The following is an 18,949-nucleotide window of genomic DNA, read 5'->3' as shown; positions in this document are numbered from 1 at the left end:
TCTTGTGTTTGTTGTTTGGTGATAATCTGGCCGTTAGAAATGTATTGCGTTTTGTGATTGCACTTTCTAACGGCTGGATTTATTTTATTTTCGCAAATTTGGTTGTTTATTTTTAGTTGTTTATTTGGTTTGAAAGGGGGTTGGATATGGCTCGCATGAGTTTGCACGATTTTGCGCCTGCAGATGTGAATCGTGGACCGTGGATTCCTACCTCTCTTTCAAATAACCCTCGCGCAGGACAGTGGTCTAGTGAGCGCATGAGTCAGGGCATGGTTGCCGATTACAAGCGTTTTTTGATGACAGACGGCGAGGGAATTCGCTGCTCGCTTTACGTCTCCGGTTGCCCGTTCCATTGCGTTGAGTGCTATAACGAGTCGATTTGGGATTTTCGCGCTGGGCATCCTTATACTCAAAAGCTTGAAGATCAAATTATGGAAGATTTGGCGCAGCCTTATGTGCAAGGATTGACTTTGCTTGGCGGCGAGCCTTTGCTTAATACGGGCATTTTGCTGCCTCTTTGCAAGCGTATTAGAAAAGAGTTTGGCAATACAAAAGATATTTGGAGTTGGACTGGATACACTTGGGAAGAGCTTATGCGCCCAGGGGAGACTTTGGATAAGCTTGAGTTGCTGCAATACATTGATATTCTTGTTGACGGCCGTTATATGAAGGATTTGCATGATTCGCTTTTGCAATTCCGCGGTTCTAGTAATCAGCGAATTATCAATGTTCCAAAGTCTCTGGAAAATCCGCAAAATCCTCCTGTAATTTGGGAAAAGCTTCACGATCAGGAGCGTTTTATTCCGTCAATTTACGGCAAAGACCGTGCGCAAGGCGAAGGCGACGCTTCGTAATCCTATTGAATGCGCCACTCATACGATATATTTAACAATGTTTGCGGACGATTATAAGAATGCATACATATACACATGTTAAGGTAAATATAATTAATCTCGTAACATCTGTATTGCAAACTGCTAAAAGAATTATGCTAACTATGCTCATAAATACTGTAATTAAACGATAGATAGTTTGGTATGTCTTTTCTTTGCATAAATATAAAAGATAGATTATTAATATTAATAGGACGAATGCTTGAATGGTGAGACTAGCAATATTAATACAAGTGTTATCGTCTTTTAATTCCTTCAATTGTTTAAAGAAATAAATAGCTGACGAAATATAACAAAGCAACGTTATTGGCAGTAGAACTACGTGTTTGCTGTTCATATTGTTCCTCACATAATTGTTGATATTAATAATGGAAATTCTCACTGCAAGTCGACACAAATGCCTTTCTGCTGTGTACAGTGCCAACTATCTTCGTGTTGCTCAATAAGTTTCTTCTTGGGTGTTGGCTTGAGCTTGCAATGATAGTAAAAAAGACATGGATAATGCTACTGAGCAAGTAAGCATTTTATTAATAGCTTTTTTATATTCATAACAGTACCTCTTTATACATGCGAATATACATTTTTTCAGTATATAACTTTTATAAGATGAAATTAATGGTTTTTGTAAGTTGAATCTGTAGAAGCACTTTTTCGTATGTGATTTGTCTGTATGCTAATATGTCAAAGATTAATCTATTTATGCATTTGGTAATTAAATAACTCAATGCGGGAATATTTCCATGCGCAATAGTTAAAATTTGAGAAGTGATATTATTAAACCTACACATTACATTATATATGGGGAGGAGCACAATGGCGGGGAATTTGAAGGACAATTCGCGAAAAATTAAAAATAATCCTCCTCGCGCATTGCGTACGATTCTGTCATCTTTAAAAAAGTACCGTTTTCTCGGCGTCTTAACAGCTGTTACTATTCTCGTTGAAGCTGCTATGCAAATTGAGATCCCTACAGTAATGTCAAATCTTATTGATTTTGGCATTATGTCACGTTCTCAAGAAGTTGTGCAATATTATGGTTTGCAATTGCTTATTTTTGCTGCAATTGCAATGATTGCAGGCGTTATTTCTGGTATTTGTTGCGCGCATTCTAGTGCTGGTTTCGGTAAAAATTTACGTCACAACATGTTTTCACGCTTACAAAGTTTAAGTTTTTCTGATTTAGATAAGTTTTCTAGCGGCACTGTTGTTACGCGTATGACTAGCGATGTGTCAAATGTGCAATTTGCTTACCAAATGATTATTCGCTCTGGTGTTCGCAGCGTTATGATTATCATCACTGCTTGGTGGTTTACTTTTTCAATTAGCCCTGCTATCTCGTGGGTTTTTCTTTCTTTCGTGCCTATTATTGGTGCAATTGGCGCTGTTGGAGCTAGTATAGTTGCTCCAGCATTTTCTCGAATTTATCGAATGATTGACGAGATGAATAATAGAGTTGGCGAGAATTTGCATAATATTCGCATCGTAAAGTCTTATGTGCGTTCTGATTATGAAATAAGTCGTTTTACGCGTATTTCACATAAAATCTATGATTATTTTATTAAAGCTGAGTATGTGTTAAATTGTAGTATTCCTTTGTTTAACTTATGTTTTTATTCTGGCATGCTACTTATTGCGTGGTTGGCTTCGCACGAAATTGTGGCTTCGGGAAATAATCCTGCTTTTGGTTTAACAACAGGAAATCTTGCTGCATTAGTAGTGTATGCTTTGCAAATTTTGTTTGCTTTAGCGAATTTAGTTGCAGTTTTTGTAATGTCGTTAACAGCTCGAGCTTCGATGCATCGTATTTCACATGTTTTGCAATCTCGAAATACTGAAGTTGTTTCCAAGCATCCGCTGACAAAGCTTTCTGACGCTTCTGTGCGTTTTGAAAATGTTTCGTTACGCTATCCTCAATCAGATAATACAGATGAATCTGCTCCAGCAGAACAGGAAATTTTACATGATATAAATATATCTATTCCTTCTGGAGCAACTGTTGGTGTTGTTGGTGCAACGGGATCTGGAAAATCAAGTTTAGTGCAATTAATTGCAAGACTTTATGACGTAACTTCTGGCACTCTTTTTGTAGGTGGAAAAGATATTCGCGATTATGATTCTTCTAGTTTGCGTGGAGAAGTTGGCGTTGTCCTACAAAAAAATATTTTGTTTAGTGGCACAATTGCAGAAAATCTTCGCTGGGGTAGAGCGGAAGCAAGCGATGATGATTTGCGTCAAGCTTGCGAAATTGCTTGTGCTGATGAGTTTATTAAAGATTTACCAGATGGCTACAATACGCATATTGATCAGGGCGGTAAGAATGTTTCCGGTGGTCAACGACAGCGTTTGTGCATTGCGCGCGCACTTTTGAGGAAGCCGAAAATTTTAATCCTCGACGACTCGATGAGTGCGGTTGATATGAAAACGGATAGTAAAATTCGCGATGGCTTGAAAAAGTTTATGCCTGATTCTACGCAAATTATCGTTGCTCAGCGCATATCTTCAATCGAACATGCAGATATTATTGTTGTTCTTAAAGATGGTCGTGTTGTTGCTAACGGTTCGCATGATGAATTATTTAAGTCTTGTGAATTTTACAGAAATATGGCGATTTCTCAAGAAAAAAGTAGCATAACTGGCGCAACTAAAGAAGAAGGAGCTAAATAACAATGGCTAAGAATAAAACGGCTCACTCTTCTAAAAATGATTCAGCTATTAGTTGGGAAACTCTTAGCAGACTTGCCTCTTATGTGCTGGTGTATCGAGTTAAAATTTACGTAATTATTGCATCAATAATAGTTAGCGCAATTGTGCAAGCTGCAAGTGCAGTGTTTTTGCAATCTCTTGTGGACTCGTATATTCTTCCGCTTGTTGGTAAGCATAATCAGGATTGGACGCCTCTTGTTCGCATGATTATTCTGATGGCAAGTGTTTACGCTGTTGGTGTGTTTTGTTCTTGGCTTTGGAGCAGACTTGTTGCGAATATATCTGAAAGTGTTATGCGTGATTTGCGAGATTCTATGTTTAAGCATCAGCAGAAGCTTTCATTGCGTTACTTAGATTCTCAAGGTTACGGCGATATTATGAGTCGTTACACAAACGATACTGAGGTTCTTCGTGAGGCAATTTCGTGGGCATTTCCGGACTCTTTTTCTGCACTAATGTCAATTTTGGCAGCGTTTATATCTATTATGTGCCTATCGCTTCCGGTTGCAGTTTTTGTAGTTATATTTACTGCAATATTGCTTTATTTAGTGCGTTTTATGCTAAAGAAATCTGGCAGTCTATTTGAGCAATTCCAGCATGCATTAGGTGAGCTAAATGAGTTTGTTGAAGAATCTGCAACAGGCAGCAAAGTGATTAAAATTTTTAATCATGAGACAGATTCTATTGAAAAATTAGATAATTGCATAGAAAAAGTGCAAAAAATTTCTGCAAGTGCAAATTCTTATGCAAATAATGTAATGCCTGTTATTAGTAATGCAAGCTATTTGCTTTATGTATTAATTGCTTTACTCGGTGCGTGGGCTGCTTCAGCAGGTCTGCCAACGCTGGGATTAGCTGGATCTAGTACTCTTACATTGGGTACACTTATATCTTTGCTGGCACTTTCGCGCGCATTTATTAACCCTATTGGCGAAATTACAATGCAAGCTAACGCACTTATGATGGCTCTTGCAGGAGCTTCTCGTATTTTTGAGTTACTTGATGAAAAGCCAGAACTTGATTCTGGCAGTGTGCAATTAGTTAAAGTGCGTGTACTTCAGTCTGATGAAGATCTTGGAGAAAAATCAGCATTTGATGTGCTTGAAGAAGTAGATGAACAATCTGAAGGAAGCAATATTTATTGGGCTTGGAAAAGATCAAAGCAAGATAATGGTACTAAAGCTAAAAAGCGCGCTCAAAACTTAAGTGAAATGGCTCAAGAGATTGTGTGCCATGCAAAGCGAGATGCTCGCACTTCTAAGGATGGCCGCTATACTTTGCTTCGAGGCGACGTGCGTTTTACGGATGTTGTGTTTGGTTACAAAGAAAATCATCCTGTTTTACACGATATTACGTGGTTTGCAAAACCTGGTCAAAAAGTTGCTCTTGTTGGAGCTACAGGTGCTGGAAAAACTACTATTGCTAACCTTCTTACGCGTTTTTACGACATCGATGATGGGCAAATTTTGTATGATGGCATTGACGTGCGCGATATTTGCAAAACGGATTTGCGCCACGCTATTGGCACTGTTTTGCAAGATGTGAATTTATTTACAGGCACAATAATGGACAATATTCGTTATGGAAATCTTGATGCTAGCGACGAAGATTGTATTCAAGCTGCAAAATTAGCTCATGCTGACGCGTTTATTTCTCATCTTCCTGACGGATACAATACGCAGCTTAACAATGGTGGTGAAGGGCTTTCTCAAGGTCAGAAGCAGCTTATTTCTATTGCTCGTGCTGCAGTAGAAAATCCGCCTGTGTTGATTCTCGATGAAGCAACTTCATCGATTGACACGCATACTGAAGAGTTAGTTCAGCATGGAATGGATTCTTTGATGGAAAGGCGTACTGTGTTTGTAATCGCTCACAGACTGTCTACAGTGCGCAATGCTGATGTGATTATGGTGCTGGATCACGGTCGCATTATTGAGCGCGGTTCACATGAGGAATTATTGGCAAAACGTGGGGAGTATTATCAGCTTTGCACTGGAGCTGTTGAGCTTGAATAATAGCTTGATTTTGTGCGGCAACACGCCGAACACGCGCGGCACTTGCATTTTGCTAAGGATTCTGTAAGATAGTGACTCGGCTGTTCGAGAGAACAAAGCCACGGCCCCGTAGCTCAGTTGGTTAGAGCGCCGCCCTGTCACGGCGGAGGTCACCGGTTCAAGTCCGGCCGGGGTCGCGATTAATAGAATACCCGGTTCGCCGGGTTTTTTATTCGTCATGGCTCTGTAGCTCAGTTGGTAGAGCGAACGACTGAAAATCGTTAGGTCAGCGGATCGATCCCGCTCGGAGCCACAACAAAAACGCGCGACACGATTTGTGCCGCGCGTTTTGTTTTATTCGCTAGTCAAGCTGCTTCCACGAATCAACATCAATATGATGCTCAGGATTTGCCTGCCAAGCTGCCCAAGCAGATTCTACGATATCCTTAACGTCGTAGCGAGCATGCCATCCCATTTCTTCGTTAATTCGCTTCGTGCTGCCAATAAGCTGTGGAGGATCTCCAGCTCTGCGATCAAGAACAGTTTCTTTAAATGGTAAACCGGTAACTCTGCGCACTTCGTCAACAATTTCGCGCACAGACGTGCCCTTACCAGTTCCTACGTTAAAAGCATCGTACTTGCGCTCGTCGCGATCCAAATACGTGAGTGCCGCAATATGCGCGTCTGCTAAATCAGAAACGTGAATATAGTCGCGAATGCAAGTGCCATCAGCAGTAGGATAGTCGTCGCCAAAAATAGCAGGTGCTTTTCCTCGCTGTAGTCTGTCAAGAAGCATAGGAATTAAGTTCAAAATCGCAGGATCTTCCAATTCCACCGGACCGCATCCAGCTACGTTGAAGTAACGCAGTGCGCAGAAGCGAATTCCGTATGTGTGCTCGCAAGCACGTGCCATCCACTCGCCAAAAAGCTTGGTTTGACCATAAGGGTTAATTGGCAACATTGGCACAACATCTTCTGGTACAACTTCAACAGGAGGTACGCCATAAGTTGCTGCAGAAGAAGAAAATACGAGCTTCTTAACTCCGCTATCTTTCATGCCTTCAAGCACGTTAAGCATGCCGTTAATATTCTGTTGATAATACCAAAGTGGCTTTTCTACGGACTCTCCAACTTGCTTTCTAGCAGCAAAGTGAATTACAGCATCAACATTCTCGTCCTTCATGATTTGCGCAAGTCGCTTTCCTGCATCAGGAGAAGAGATATCCATACCATAAAGACGTGCGCCTTCAATTCTTGTAGGCTTTCCGTAGCTTAAATCGTCAACGACGACGACATTTTGCTTTGTTTCATGTAAGGCGTGAACTACGTGTGCTCCAATGTATCCGCATCCACCTGTAACAAGAACAGTCATTGTAGACCTTCCTTTTGAATAATATCAATACAATCAGTGAGATTATATCTCGTAAAACTGAAGTTTAATGATATGCATCTGTTGCATAGCATCTGTTATTCTCGCATTTTGATTCTGCAGCGTATGCTTAACTTGAATGTGTCAGTTGTATTATTTTGTAAGGTGATGTTCGAATGATATTTGTTGCGTTATCTATATTGCGTGTGCTAATACGCGCTTATTTGATAATAATGATTATTCGAATGGTTGCAGATTGGTTATTTGTGCTTGTTCCTCGTATGCGTCCTAGAGGTGTTTTTAATTTTCTAATACGAATTGTTTATTTCATAACAGAGCCGCCATTGCGCGTATTGCGCAAGTTTATTCCGCCAACTCGTTGTGGAAATATTAGTATTGACGTAAGTTATATGCTTTTATATTTTGCTTTATACGTTCTTCAAATTTGGTTATAGATGAGTTTATGGTTTTTTAACGCGTAATTTTTATAAAAGCGGCGTTTTGTTGCATAAATTTTTGTATTAACCGCACTAATTTTCTGCGGACGTGATAGCATCGAATAGATATATATCAAAGGGCTATGCCCAAAAAGCGAGGTGTAAAGCATATGACTCTGTTGACGCCTAAGGACATTCGAGAGCATACCTTCCAAATTGTACGTTTTAAGGGAGGTTATGACGTTGACGAGGTCGACGAGTTTCTCGATCAGGTTACAGAAACAATAGAAGCACTCGGTCAGCAGGCAGTGCAGGGCCTAGGGGCTTCCACGCAATCTCTTGGCCGTGATGTTGCGGGTTTGAATACGAAGATTGCTGAGTTAACTTCTAAGGTAGAATCCTTAACTAAAGAAAATGAGGCATTGCGTGATGCTTCTAAGAAGCAGGGTGAATCAAATGAAGCTGCTTCTCAACTTGAAGCTACTGCAACTAAGTTGCGTGAAGCTGAAGAAAGTAATCGTGCTTTGACTGCTCAAAACCAGCAGTTGAAGGAACAGTTAGATGGTTTGGGTGCACAGGTAGATCAGTTGACTGCTCAAACTGCTCAAGCAGACAATGCTAAGCAGGTTCAAAAAGAGCTTGAAACTGTTACTCGCGAGCGTGACGACTTCCGTGCAAGTAGCGAAAACTTGGGTCGCGAGCTTGAAACTGTTCGCCAGCAGCTTGTTGTCACTCAGCAAGAAAACACTAAGATTGAGGAACTTTCCAAGCAGTTGGAAGAGTCTCGTCAGCGTGAAGAGCAGCTTCGAAAGCAGGTTGCTAAGATGGAACCAAATACTGAAACTGGTAGCTTGCAAAAGATTGCTGGTGCTGGTGCAGAAGCACAAGGTTCTGAGCCAGAGCGTGCAACTGCAATGTTGACTCTTGCTATGCAATTGCATGATCAATATGTAGATAAGGGCAAGGCTAAGGCTCAGCAAATTGTTGAAGAGAGCCAAGCTCGTTATAACGAAACTGTTGCTAAAGCAGATGAATATTCTGCACGCACTCGTTCTGAAGCTGAAGAATACAGCAAGCAGACTCATGCCGATGCTGACGATTACTCTACTCGTACTCGCAGCGATGCTGATTCTTATGCTGCTCGTGCTCACAATGAAGCTGATGCTTACTCTGGTAAGGTTCGTCAAGCTGCTGATGATTACTCTAAGCAGACGCACGATCAAGCTGACCAGTATGAAGCTGAAGTACAGCATCGTGCTGCAGACTATGATTCTACAACTCGTACAGCTGCTGATGCATATGCTCGTCAGGTACGTGAGAATCTTGAGAAGCAAACTCAAGTTATTGAAGGGAATATTCAGAGTCTCAAGCAGTTTGAAACTGAATATCGTACTCGCTTGACTGATTTCCTTGGTCAGTTGGTTGCTCAAGTTTCTGATGAAAATACCTATGCTGCATTAGGTAACAAGCAGGGTGAAGAATCTGGTAAGCAAGAGTAGTTTTTAGCAGTGCGTGACTGATATTTTAAAATGTTGCGCACTGCACCGATACTATTTGAATTACTAAAGATCGGATAAATATTGACGCATAGAGATGTGCGTGTGAAACGGCTACGTACTCGCGTAGCCGTTTTTGCACTAATTGTTTTTATTGGTGTTGTGCTAGATCGCATAACAAAACTTTGGGCTTTGGCGACGCTTAGTGACGGGAAAAACATTGAGCTTGTGCCGCACTTGCTTTCTTTAACTCTTGTACGAAATCCTGGAGCATCATTTGGCTTAGGTTCTTCTTTTACATGGGTTATTAGCGTATTAGCTTGTGCTGCTTGTGGTGCCATGATAGCGGCTATTAAGCACACAAAATCTTTGTATTGGACTATTGCGTTTGCTCTAGCGTTTGCTGGAGCTTTTGGAAACCTCATTGATAGAGCGCAATATGCTCAAGGTTTTTTGAATGGCAAAGTCGTAGATTTTATAAACTACGGTTGGTCTGTTGGGAACGTTGCAGATATTGAGCTTATGTTTGCAGGAATCGCAGTCGTATGCCTTATTTTGATTGGGATTCCTCTTTTCGAGCATGCCGATGAGTGATATTTGCTTTAACGTTACAAGCCAATTTTCCGGCTGCAGATTTGATGTTTGCTTATCAAAACTAATGGGAGTTTCGCGTGCAAGTGCGATATCTCTTATTGAGCGTAACCAAGCGAAAATCTTAGGTAGAAAATCGCAAAAATCCTCCATTTTGCAAGATGGCGATACGATTGTTGTCGATCAAAAAGAAAGTGCAGAACAAAAAGAAGAGCAAAATAATGAATCTTCTGTATGTAATATTCCAATTATTTATAATGACGACGATGTTGTTGTAATAGATAAGCCTGTTGGAGTTGCCTCTCACGCAGCAAAGGGATGGAGTGGGCCGACAGTTCCAGAATGCCTAGAAGCTGTTGGAATAGATATAAAAACAACGCTGTGCGACGAATCGCGCAAAGGAATCGTAAGCAGATTAGACGTTGGAACAAGCGGATTAATGCTAGTTTGTAAAACAGATTTTGCTTATGAAGTAATGAAAAATCAGTTTGCAAAGCATATCGTTAAAAAAACGTATCATGCGCTTGTTCAAGGAGATTTAGCGCAAGATAAAGCTACTATTGATGCTCCTATAGGTCGCGCAAAAGTATCTGATTTTCGTTTTACTATTACTTCTGACGGCAAGCCTGCTGTTACGCACTGGGATGTGCTTGAGCGTTTTAGTCAAGCAACGTTAGTAAGCGTTAATTTGGAAACTGGTCGTACACATCAAATACGCGTCCATTTTTCGTCTATAGGTCACCCTTTGGTTGGGGATTCAATGTATGGAGCGAACCCAGTTTTGGCTCAAAAACTTGGGTTGCAACGTCAATGGTTGCATTCTATGGAACTTACTTTTACACATCCTCGAACCGGTAAAGCTGTTACAGTAAAGTCACATTATCCTCTTGATTTGCAACACGCGTTAGAAGCTATGCGAGCATTATTAAAGTAACGTTTTTGCATTTTTTCAGTCAACTTTCGCTTATAGAATATCTTTTATGACTCAGCCGGAAACCAATTTTGTGCATTTACACAATCACACGCATTATTCACTTCTAGATGGTGCGTCAAAAATACCTGATTTAGTGGCGCGCGCTAAAGAATTAGGCATGCCGGCTGTAGCTATTACGGATCATGGCAACATGCACGGCGCGTACGAAATGTGGAGTACGGCTGTAAAAGCTGGAATTAAGCCAATTATTGGTATAGAAGCGTATGTTACTCCGGAAACAGCAAGACAAGACAAAAGTCGCGTGCATTGGGGCACGGAAGATCAGCGTGCAGATGACGTTTCTGGCGGCGGTTTAATTACGCATATGACTTTGTGGGCGGAAAACGATACTGGCTTAACAAATCTTCTTAAAGCTTCGTCTGTGGCGAATCTTGAGGGTAGAGTTATGCGCTACCCACGTATGGATAAAGACGTGCTTTCAACCTACTCAAAAGGTGTAATTGCGTCTTCAGGATGTCCTTCTGGAATTATCCAGACGCGTCTTCGTTTAGGTCAGTTCAAAGAGGCTTTACGAGCAGCTGGCGAGTTTCAAGATATTTTCGGGCGTGACAATTTCTTTATTGAGCTTATGAATCACGGGCTTTCTATTGAAACGCGCGTAACTAAAGACTTGCTTGAAATTGCAAAAAAACTTAACGCACCTCTTCTTGCAACGAACGATTTGCATTACGTTCATGAAGAAGATCGTGAAGCGCAAGATGCTATGCTTTGCATTAATTCCGGCTCGCGCTTGGACGATCCTGACCGTTTTAAGTTTGACGGTTCAGGATACTATTTGAAGTCCGCTGAGCAAATGCGTGAGCTTTTTAAAGAATTTCCAGAAGCTTGCGATAACACGCTTGAGATTGCTCGTCGATGCAATGTTATGTTCGACGACGGCGAAGATGGCGCTTTTATGCCGCAATTTGACTGCCCGGAAGGTTGGGATGAGACTTCGCTATTCCTTAAAAAAGTCGAGGAAGGTTTGGAGCGTCGTTACAATAACAACATTCCAATGGAAGTTTTAAAGCAGGCTGATTACGAGTGCGGTGTGATTTGCCAAATGCAATTCTGCGGATACTTTTTAGTTGTTGCAGATTATATTAATTGGGCTAAAGCGCATGGCGTAATGGTAGGTCCTGGTCGTGGTTCTGCTGCAGGCGCTATGGTTGCGTACGCAATGGGCATCACAGAGCTTGATCCTATGAAGCATGGTCTGATTTTTGAACGCTTCTTAAACCCGGAGCGCGTATCTTTGCCAGATATTGACGTTGATTTTGACCCGGATGGCAGGGCCAAAGTTCTTGAATACGTGGGCGAAAAATACGGTAGAGATAAAGTTGCTCAGTGCGTTATTTACGGAACTATTAAAACGAAGCAAGCTCTTAAAGATTCTGCGCGTATTATGGGCTACGAGTTTTCAGTAGGCGAAAAAATTACGAAAGTTCTTCCTCCTGCTAAAAACGGCAAAGATATGAGCTTGCACGATATTTTCGACGAAAAATCAAAACGTTACGCTGAAGCGCGCGAGTTTCGCGAAATGTACGACACGGATTCAGATACTCATCGCATTACGGAAGAAGCTAAGGGCATTGAAGGTTTGATTCGTCAAACAGGTGTGCACGCTTGTGCAACAATCATGGGCTCGGAGCCAATCACAAACACTTCGCCACTTTTAGAGCGCACTGACGGTACTATTACTACAACTTTTGAGTATCACACTTGTGAAACGCTCGGTCTTGTAAAAATGGACTTTTTGGGTCTTTCCAACTTGACAGTTATTCGCGATACTTTGCGAAATATCGAAAATAATGGGAAGGATCCGATTGATTATACTAAGATTCCGTTAGACGATAAAGCTACTTATCAACTGCTTTCTAGGGGTGATACTTTAGGCGTTTTCCAGCTTGATTCCGACGGTATGCGTGCGCTTCTACGTACTTTGAAACCGGATAATTTCAACGATATTTCGGCTTTGATTGCACTTTACAGGCCTGGTCCTATGGATATGGATTCGCATACGAATTATGCTAAGCGCAAGAACGGTTTGCAAGATATTATCCCTATTCATCCAGAAGTTGCTGAGCCGTTAAAGGAAGTTTTGGACGAAACTTACGGTTTAATTGTTTACCAGGAGCAGGTGCAGTCTGCAGCGCGTATTTTAGCAGGATACAGTCTTGGTAAAGCAGATGTGTTACGTCGAGCAATGGGCAAGAAAAAGCCGGAAGTGCTGGCAAAAGAGCAGGTGCCATTCTTTGAAGGTATGAAAGCTCACGGATATTCTGAAGAAGCTGCACAAGCTGTGTGGGATGTTTTGGTTCCGTTCTCTGGTTACGCGTTTAATAAAGCTCACTCTGCAGCTTATGGCTTGATTTCTTACTGGACTGCATACCTAAAAACGCATTATCCTGTGGAATTTATGGCAGCTTTGCTTCAAAACGAACGTACGAATAAAGACAAAACTGCACTGTACTTGGGCGAGGCAAGGCGCATGGGTATTCAAGTTTTGCAACCTGATGTAAACGAGTCTGTTCTTGAGTATTCTGCAGTTGGAGATGTTGTGCGCTTTGGTTTGGGTGCTATTCGTAACGTTGGAGACAAAGCAGTAAACGATATTATTACTGAGCGTGAAGGTGAGCGCGGACGTTTCGTAAACTTTATGGATTTTGTACAACGTGTTCCTATTAGTGCACTTAATCGACGTTTAGTAGAGTCGCTTATTAAAGCTGGAGCTTTTGATTCTATTGATTCAAATCGTCGTGCGCTGTTTCAAATTTGTGATCCTGCAATTGATTCTGTGATTGCGCTTAAGCGGAAGCAGGCAGAGGGTCAGTTTGATTTATTTGCTGATCTTGATTCGTCTTCTGACTTGGATGACGACAACGGTATGGGAGATATGCAAATTACTGTACCTGATGTTGAAGAGTGGGATAAAAAGACAAAGCTTAATTTTGAGCGAGAAATGCTTGGATTGTACGTTTCTGATCATCCACTAAGCGGATTGTCTGCAGTTTTGGCAGATTTACGTGAGATGTCAATCGCTCAACTGATCGACAGAGCAAGAACTATGAGCGACGGTCAGCAAGTAACTATTGCAGGCCTAGTTACGAGCGTAGATAGGCGAGTGTCTCGAAAAGGTAATGCTTGGGCGATTGTCACAGTTGAAGACATGGAAAGTTCAATACAATGCATGTTCTTTGGCAAAGTGTACGAAGCTTCAGCGCAAGAACTTGCAATTGATCAAGTTGTGCGTATTCGTGGACAAGTTGAAGTGCGTGATGAAACTGTTTCCATGCGTGCTACAGAGTTTGAAATACCAACTCTTGAATCAGTGGATGAGAGACCTTTAACAGTTGTTATTCCTCGTAAAGTTCTAGATAAAGGTCGTGTTGCGCAATTAAGTAATATTTTGAGCCGACATCCAGGCTGCTGTGAAGTGCGCTTGGCTCTTGTCGACGATACAGGCAAGGCGCAAGTTCTTACTTTTGGAGATCGTTTCCGCGTAAAACGAGATACTTCTTTGTTTGCTGAAATGAAAATTGTTTTTGGATCTAGTTGTTTGCCTAGCGCGTAGAAAATATGCACTACTGATTTGATAAAATATAAAACTAGGTATGCTTTAAGGATTACATTGAAAGAGGAGGAAATAACGAATATGTTAAACAACGGTGACGAGCGTAACAGTGACGATAAGCGTAAAAATGATGGTGAGCGTAACAATGACGATTCTGTGCGCACTTCTTTTACTGATGCGGAATTAGATAATGCGCTCGCTGGATTTGAACGTGAATTTAAAGAAGAGTCGCAAGAAAATTTAAATAGCGAAAATTTAGAAAATAACCAAAAAAGCGACGATAATCAAGAAAATGATTTTCTTGATCAAGCTATGCGCAATATTGAAGAAGCTAATTTTGAAGAAGATTTGCAAGGTTTGCTTGGAAATAAAGCAAAAGTTGCGTTAATGATTACGTATGTGCAGCCTGCTCAGTTACTGGCTGCTTTTTGCAAAATGGCTAGTGTTTCAGCACGATGCTTCGATGAAGAGCAAGGTGCTGTTGCAGTATTAAAAAATTTGGACGGCAATGAGCCGGAAGAAGCAGTGCAAAAATTTGTTGATTTCTTCCGTGGAATGGATGTTATGCTCATTACAAATAGAGCTGATAAATTAACTGCAAAAGTTTACGAATATAATTGCGAACCGCAAGAAATAGTTGCGCCTATGGCATTAGCTGTGTGGTCGCGTACAGTAGAAGATTTAGCTATTGGCATGGAAACAGTTGAAACTATTTCGAAACAAAATATAGAAATGTCCAATAGTGACGATTTGAGCGATGCGAACGCGTACGAGCTATTCCAAAAATATGGCAAAAGAAAGTAAAAATAATTAAGCAATTAATTGGCATATTAAATTGAAGAAGTTGCGTTAGAAAGTAGAAATTTCATTACAATTACGTAAATTCATTGCAGATAAGCTCAACATATGAAGCGCAATACGAAATAATACACTACAATTGCACGTGAATATGCATATGTGTGTGGCTATGCATACAACCGGATGATACCCAAGGGGTTTATTATGGATCGACAACAAGAGTTTGCTCTACGTACTGTTGAAGAGCGAGACGTGCGTTTTATTCGACTCTGGTTTACGGACGTCTTAGGCACGCTTAAATCCGTTGCTATTGCCCCTGCTGAATTAGAAGCAGCTTTTGAAGAGGGAATAGGGTTCGACGGCTCAGCAATAGAAGGCATGACTCGCGTCCTAGAAGACGATATGATTGTGAAGCCGGATCCGTCGACGTTCCAAATTCTTCCATGGCATGGAGGTCCAGAAGGCACAGCGCGCATGTTCTGCGATGTGCTAACTCCAGACGGAGAGCCTTCACTGGGAGACCCTCGTCACGTTTTGAAGACTGCGCTCGCAAAAGCGAAAGAAAAAGGATTTACTTTCTACGTTCATCCGGAAATTGAGTTTTATTTGTTTGAAGCTCAAGATGATTGGTCCAAAGCTCCTGTGCCGATTGATGAGGGTGGCTATTTTGACCACGTTCCTAGAAGTTCGGCTATGGATTTCCGTCGTAGTGCAGTTAGTATGCTTGAGCAAATGGGTATTTCTGTAGAATACTCGCATCACGAGGGCGGTCCTGGTCAAAACGAAATTGACTTGCGTTATGCAGATGCTCTTACTACCGCGGACAATATTATGACTTTCCGCACTGTAGTTAAGGAAATTTCTCTTGAGCGCGGAATGTATGCAAGCTTTATGCCAAAGCCGCTAACTGATCAGCCTGGATCGGGTATGCATACGCATTTGAGTTTGTTCGAAGGTGACACGAACGCTTTTTATGAGGCAGGTCAAGAATTTAATATGTCTCTTATTGCGCGTCAATTTGCGGCTGGTATTTTGCATCATGCTTCAGAAATTTGCGCTGTAACTGATCAATATGTGAACTCTTACAAGCGTTTGTGGGGTGGTGCGGAAGCTCCTAGCTACGTTTGCTGGGGTCATAGCAACCGTTCTGCACTTCTGCGTGTGCCGCAATACAAGCCTGGTAAAGGCAATTCTTGCCGAATGGAATTCCGTGCGCTAGATCCTGTGGCGAATCCGTATCTTGCTTACTCTGTGCTTCTTGCTGCCGGTTTGGATGGTATTGAAAAGCAAATGACTTTGTGCGATCCAACTAGCGACGATGTTTGGGAGCTTACTGATGCTGAGCGTCAAGCAATGGGTATTCAGCCATTGCCGGAATCCTTGGATGAAGCACTAAAGATTATGGAGCGCTCGGACTTCGTTGCAAGCGTATTAGGTGAACACGCTTTTGAGTACTTCTTGCGCAATAAGCATCAAGAGTGGGAAGAGTACCGTCGTCAGGTTACGCCTTTTGAGCTTGAGAAGTATTTGCCGCGTTTGTAACGCGAGTGACTTTGTACTTTAGAGGCCTTAACGCAGAAACTGTACTGCGTTAGGGCCTTTTGTTTGATGTTTTGGGACACTGCTGCAGATTGCGCTCGCGCGGATTACGCGCTCGCTTACGAAACTCGCGTTGGAAGTCCACTGGACTTCCAACTTTAGCGAGTTTCCGCTCCGAGTTGCCTTCGCGCTAAATGTCAGCGCTCAGGCAGGTCGTCAGCGCACACTAACCACAACCTAGTTTTTAAAGCGCAACCACGCAACTCTGCCCTGCCTTCGTCAATCGAGACGAAGGTAGACCTCGCTTGCGGTGAAAGCACACTGTGCTTTCAACTCTGAGCAAGCTCGGCGCTCCGAGTTGCCTTCGCGCGCTAAATCGCAGCGCTCAGGCAGGTCGTCAGCGCACACTAACCACAACCTAGTTTTTAAAGCGCAACCACGCAACTCTGCCCTGCCTTCGTCAATCGAGACGAAGGCAGACCTCGCTTGCGGTGAAAGCACACTGTGCTTTCAACTCTGAGCAAGCTCGGCGCTCCGAGTTGCCTTCGCGCGCTAAATCGCAGCGCTCAGGCAGGTCGTCGCGCTGCGTGAGGGTCTTTTGTTTTCTATTGGTGGTTTGCTTCAAAAAAATCAAAAATTTTGTAAAAAAGTGGGGATTTTTGGGGAGGAATGGGGTAAAATGGTGAACAACGTGTAAATGGCATAGTACATGTTGAGTTAAGGAGGTGGAGTATGGCACGTCGTGCTGCTGATAAGCAACCGCGCAATAACGCCAATTCTTCCTCTTCGCATTCCATAAATCAGGCTCAACAAGCTGCTGATTCAAATGTTTCTCAGCAATCGCAGATGCCACTGCAAATGCAAGATTCACAAGTGTCTCAGCAGCAATACGTTCAGCCTGTTCAACCTGTACAGTCTAAGCAGTCAATTCAGGGTTATTATGGTATGCCTTCAACTGTTATGCCAGCAATGCAGCAATATATGCCAGCACCGGTTTTCACCTCCACTCCGTCCGGCGCTGCTGATTCGTCTGCACAAGCTGCAGCTATGCCAGTTGCACCTTTTTATGCTTCTCAATATCAAGAAGCTGTGTCAACTCATCCAGCAACACCTATTTTGTTAGGCACTTATACTCCAAAAATTGACGATAAAGGTCGTGTTGCACTTCCTGCAAAATTCCGTTCTCAGCTCGGGACTGGTTTTGTTATGGCTCGCGGTCAGGAGCATTGTGTTTACGTGCTACCTATGGTTGAGTTCCAGCGTATGGCAACGCAAATTCAGAGCACATCTATGAGCAATAAGTCAGCTCGCGATTATCTTCGTGTGTTCCTTTCTGGTGCTGTTGATGAAGAGCCAGATAAGCAGGGACGCATTGTTGTGCCGCCAATGTTAAGAGATTACGCCAATTTGGGCGATCAAATTGTTGTTATTGGTGTTGGTACGCGTGCAGAGATTTGGAATAAGTCTGCTTGGGAAGAATATCTTGCCGATCGTGAGCAAGGTTATGCAGATATTGCTGACGATGTACTTCCGGCGGTGATGTGATGACTGATGCTATGAAAGATATTACAGCTATTCACGCACCGGTATTATTGCAAGATTGTGTTGATTTAGTTACTCCTTCTTTGCAACACAAAGGCGCAATAGTAGTAGATTGCACTTTAGGCCTTGCTGGTCATGCGACTGCTTTTCTTAAAGCTGCGCCTTTTGCAACACTTATTGGTATTGATCGTGATTCTGAAGCACTTTCGTTAGCAACGCAAAGAATGCGCAGCGAAGGTCTCGAGAATCGTTTTATTCCTGCACATGCAGCATTCGATGAGATTGATGAAGTGCTACAAGAAAACAGCATTGACCGTATTGATGCTGCTTTTATGGATTTGGGTCTTTCAAGTTTGCAAATTGACGAAACTGATCGCGGTTTTTCTTATTCTCACGATACAGCACTTGACATGCGTATGGATACGACGCAAGCAACTACTGCCGCAACGATTTTAGCTACTTATGATTCTCGAGAATTAACTAGAATTTTCCGAGAGTATGGTGAAGAACGTTTTGCTTCTCCTATTGCTCGTCGTATTGTTGAAGTTCGTGCTACGGAGCCTATTGCTACTTCGGGTCAGTTGGTTAGCTTAGTTGACTCTGTAATTCCGAAAGCTCATCGCGCTACTGGAAATCCAGCAAAACGAGTGTTCCAAGCTTTGCGTATTGAAGTGAACGGTGAATTAGATAAATTGAGCCGTACTCTTCCTAAAATTGCTTTACATCTTCGTGAGCATGGTCGCTTAGTTGTTGAATCTTATCATTCGTTGGAAGATACAGCTGTAAAACGTTTTATGAATCAAGGATTAACAGTTGATGTTCCTGCAAACATGCCTGTTATTCCTGATGATGCTCAGCCGTTCTTTAAAGCTCTTACTCGCGGAGCTATGAAAGCTTCTAAAGAAGAAATTGTTCATAACACTAGATCTTCTTCAGTTCGTTTGCGCGCTGTCGAATTATGCCGCCCTATCCCGGAGCGTTGGATTCCAAGGCTTGAAGATGAGGCGGCTGGTCGTAAAGCTATAAAAGGAGGTCGCTGA

The 18,949-nt window shown here is 42.2% G+C and carries 13 protein-coding genes and 2 tRNA genes; 14 read left to right on the top strand and 1 reads right to left on the bottom strand.

The window, feature by feature from the left end; translation table 11 throughout:
• Window positions 1-146: 146 nt before the first annotated feature.
• The 5 genes from nrdG (at window position 147) to HXT37_RS05765 (ending at window position 5,903) form a co-directional block, all read left to right on the top strand.
• The gene (gene nrdG, locus HXT37_RS05785) at window positions 147-854 is read left to right on the top strand and encodes an anaerobic ribonucleoside-triphosphate reductase activating protein (protein WP_410310318.1); all 708 of its coding nucleotides are present in this window, start codon (window positions 147-149) and stop codon (window positions 852-854) included.
• 852 nt (window positions 855-1,706) lie between these two features.
• Window positions 1,707-3,557 carry an ABC transporter ATP-binding protein gene (locus HXT37_RS05780; protein WP_288231245.1) on the top strand — a complete coding sequence of 617 codons (1,851 nt, stop codon included), beginning with the start codon at window positions 1,707-1,709 and terminating at the stop codon, window positions 3,555-3,557.
• Between the two features lie 2 nt (window positions 3,558-3,559).
• Window positions 3,560-5,611, top strand: a complete 2,052-nt coding sequence (locus HXT37_RS05775; RefSeq protein WP_410310319.1) for an ABC transporter ATP-binding protein — start codon at window positions 3,560-3,562, stop codon at window positions 5,609-5,611.
• 102 nt (window positions 5,612-5,713) lie between these two features.
• Window positions 5,714-5,787, top strand: a tRNA-Asp gene (locus HXT37_RS05770).
• 43 nt (window positions 5,788-5,830) lie between these two features.
• A tRNA-Phe gene (locus tag HXT37_RS05765) sits at window positions 5,831-5,903 on the top strand.
• A 48-nt stretch (window positions 5,904-5,951) separates the two neighbouring features.
• Here the strand turns inward: HXT37_RS05765 and galE are convergent.
• Window positions 5,952-6,962, bottom strand: a complete 1,011-nt coding sequence (gene galE / locus HXT37_RS05760) for a UDP-glucose 4-epimerase GalE (RefSeq protein WP_101886115.1) — start codon at window positions 6,960-6,962, stop codon at window positions 5,952-5,954.
• 173 nt (window positions 6,963-7,135) lie between these two features.
• On the opposite strand from galE, the gene HXT37_RS05755 reads away from it, so the two are divergent.
• The 9 genes from HXT37_RS05755 (at window position 7,136) to rsmH (ending at window position 18,949) form a co-directional block, all read left to right on the top strand.
• Entirely contained in the window at window positions 7,136-7,414 is a 279-nt protein-coding gene (locus HXT37_RS05755; RefSeq protein WP_102703213.1) for a YggT family protein, read from the top strand.
• A gap of 152 nt (window positions 7,415-7,566) precedes the next feature.
• Window positions 7,567-8,895 (top strand): DivIVA domain-containing protein, encoded by a 1,329-nt coding sequence (locus tag HXT37_RS05750; RefSeq protein WP_103013822.1) that lies wholly within the window; start codon window positions 7,567-7,569, stop codon window positions 8,893-8,895.
• A 96-nt stretch (window positions 8,896-8,991) separates the two neighbouring features.
• Window positions 8,992-9,486, top strand: coding sequence for a signal peptidase II (locus tag HXT37_RS05745; RefSeq protein ID WP_102703211.1), 495 nt, complete (start codon window positions 8,992-8,994; stop codon window positions 9,484-9,486).
• Window positions 9,479-10,417, top strand: coding sequence for an RluA family pseudouridine synthase (locus HXT37_RS05740; protein WP_102703210.1), 939 nt, complete (start codon window positions 9,479-9,481; stop codon window positions 10,415-10,417). Before HXT37_RS05745 ends, HXT37_RS05740 begins: the two co-directional genes overlap by 8 nt.
• A gap of 46 nt (window positions 10,418-10,463) precedes the next feature.
• Window positions 10,464-14,030, top strand: coding sequence for a DNA polymerase III subunit alpha (dnaE, locus tag HXT37_RS05735; RefSeq protein ID WP_102703209.1), 3,567 nt, complete (start codon window positions 10,464-10,466; stop codon window positions 14,028-14,030).
• Window positions 14,031-14,111: 81 nt separating this feature from the next.
• Complete coding sequence (locus HXT37_RS05730) at window positions 14,112-14,834, top strand: hypothetical protein (protein WP_102703208.1); 723 nt, start codon at window positions 14,112-14,114, stop codon at window positions 14,832-14,834.
• Between the two features lie 198 nt (window positions 14,835-15,032).
• The gene (gene glnA, locus HXT37_RS05725) at window positions 15,033-16,370 is read left to right on the top strand and encodes a type I glutamate--ammonia ligase (RefSeq protein WP_004107357.1); all 1,338 of its coding nucleotides are present in this window, start codon (window positions 15,033-15,035) and stop codon (window positions 16,368-16,370) included.
• A gap of 729 nt (window positions 16,371-17,099) precedes the next feature.
• Window positions 17,100-17,912 (top strand): division/cell wall cluster transcriptional repressor MraZ, encoded by an 813-nt coding sequence (gene mraZ, locus HXT37_RS05720; protein ID WP_102703207.1) that lies wholly within the window; start codon window positions 17,100-17,102, stop codon window positions 17,910-17,912.
• An 11-nt stretch (window positions 17,913-17,923) separates the two neighbouring features.
• Window positions 17,924-18,949 (top strand): 16S rRNA (cytosine(1402)-N(4))-methyltransferase RsmH, encoded by a 1,026-nt coding sequence (rsmH, locus tag HXT37_RS05715; RefSeq protein ID WP_033888517.1) that lies wholly within the window; start codon window positions 17,924-17,926, stop codon window positions 18,947-18,949.

The sequence above is a fragment of the Gardnerella sp. DNF01151 genome, assembly GCF_049244235.1.
Classification (GTDB): Bacteria; Actinomycetota; Actinomycetes; order Actinomycetales; family Bifidobacteriaceae; genus Bifidobacterium; species Bifidobacterium swidsinskii.
This window is presented reverse-complemented; position numbering and strand designations above follow the sequence as displayed.

Coding starts and splice junctions, on each gene's coding strand:
- nrdG (WP_410310318.1), top strand. CDS start 147: ATGGCTCGCATGAGTTTGCACGATTTTGCGCCTGCAGATGTGAATCGT.
- rsmH (WP_033888517.1), top strand. CDS start 17,924: ATGAAAGATATTACAGCTATTCACGCACCGGTATTATTGCAAGATTGT.
- HXT37_RS05750 (WP_103013822.1), top strand. CDS start 7,567: ATGACTCTGTTGACGCCTAAGGACATTCGAGAGCATACCTTCCAAATT.
- HXT37_RS05775 (WP_410310319.1), top strand. CDS start 3,560: ATGGCTAAGAATAAAACGGCTCACTCTTCTAAAAATGATTCAGCTATT.
- glnA (WP_004107357.1), top strand. CDS start 15,033: ATGGATCGACAACAAGAGTTTGCTCTACGTACTGTTGAAGAGCGAGAC.
- dnaE (WP_102703209.1), top strand. CDS start 10,464: ATGACTCAGCCGGAAACCAATTTTGTGCATTTACACAATCACACGCAT.
- galE (WP_101886115.1), bottom strand. CDS start 6,962: ATGACTGTTCTTGTTACAGGTGGATGCGGATACATTGGAGCACACGTA.
- HXT37_RS05780 (WP_288231245.1), top strand. CDS start 1,707: ATGGCGGGGAATTTGAAGGACAATTCGCGAAAAATTAAAAATAATCCT.
- HXT37_RS05755 (WP_102703213.1), top strand. CDS start 7,136: ATGATATTTGTTGCGTTATCTATATTGCGTGTGCTAATACGCGCTTAT.
- mraZ (WP_102703207.1), top strand. CDS start 17,100: ATGGCACGTCGTGCTGCTGATAAGCAACCGCGCAATAACGCCAATTCT.
- HXT37_RS05740 (WP_102703210.1), top strand. CDS start 9,479: ATGAGTGATATTTGCTTTAACGTTACAAGCCAATTTTCCGGCTGCAGA.
- HXT37_RS05730 (WP_102703208.1), top strand. CDS start 14,112: ATGTTAAACAACGGTGACGAGCGTAACAGTGACGATAAGCGTAAAAAT.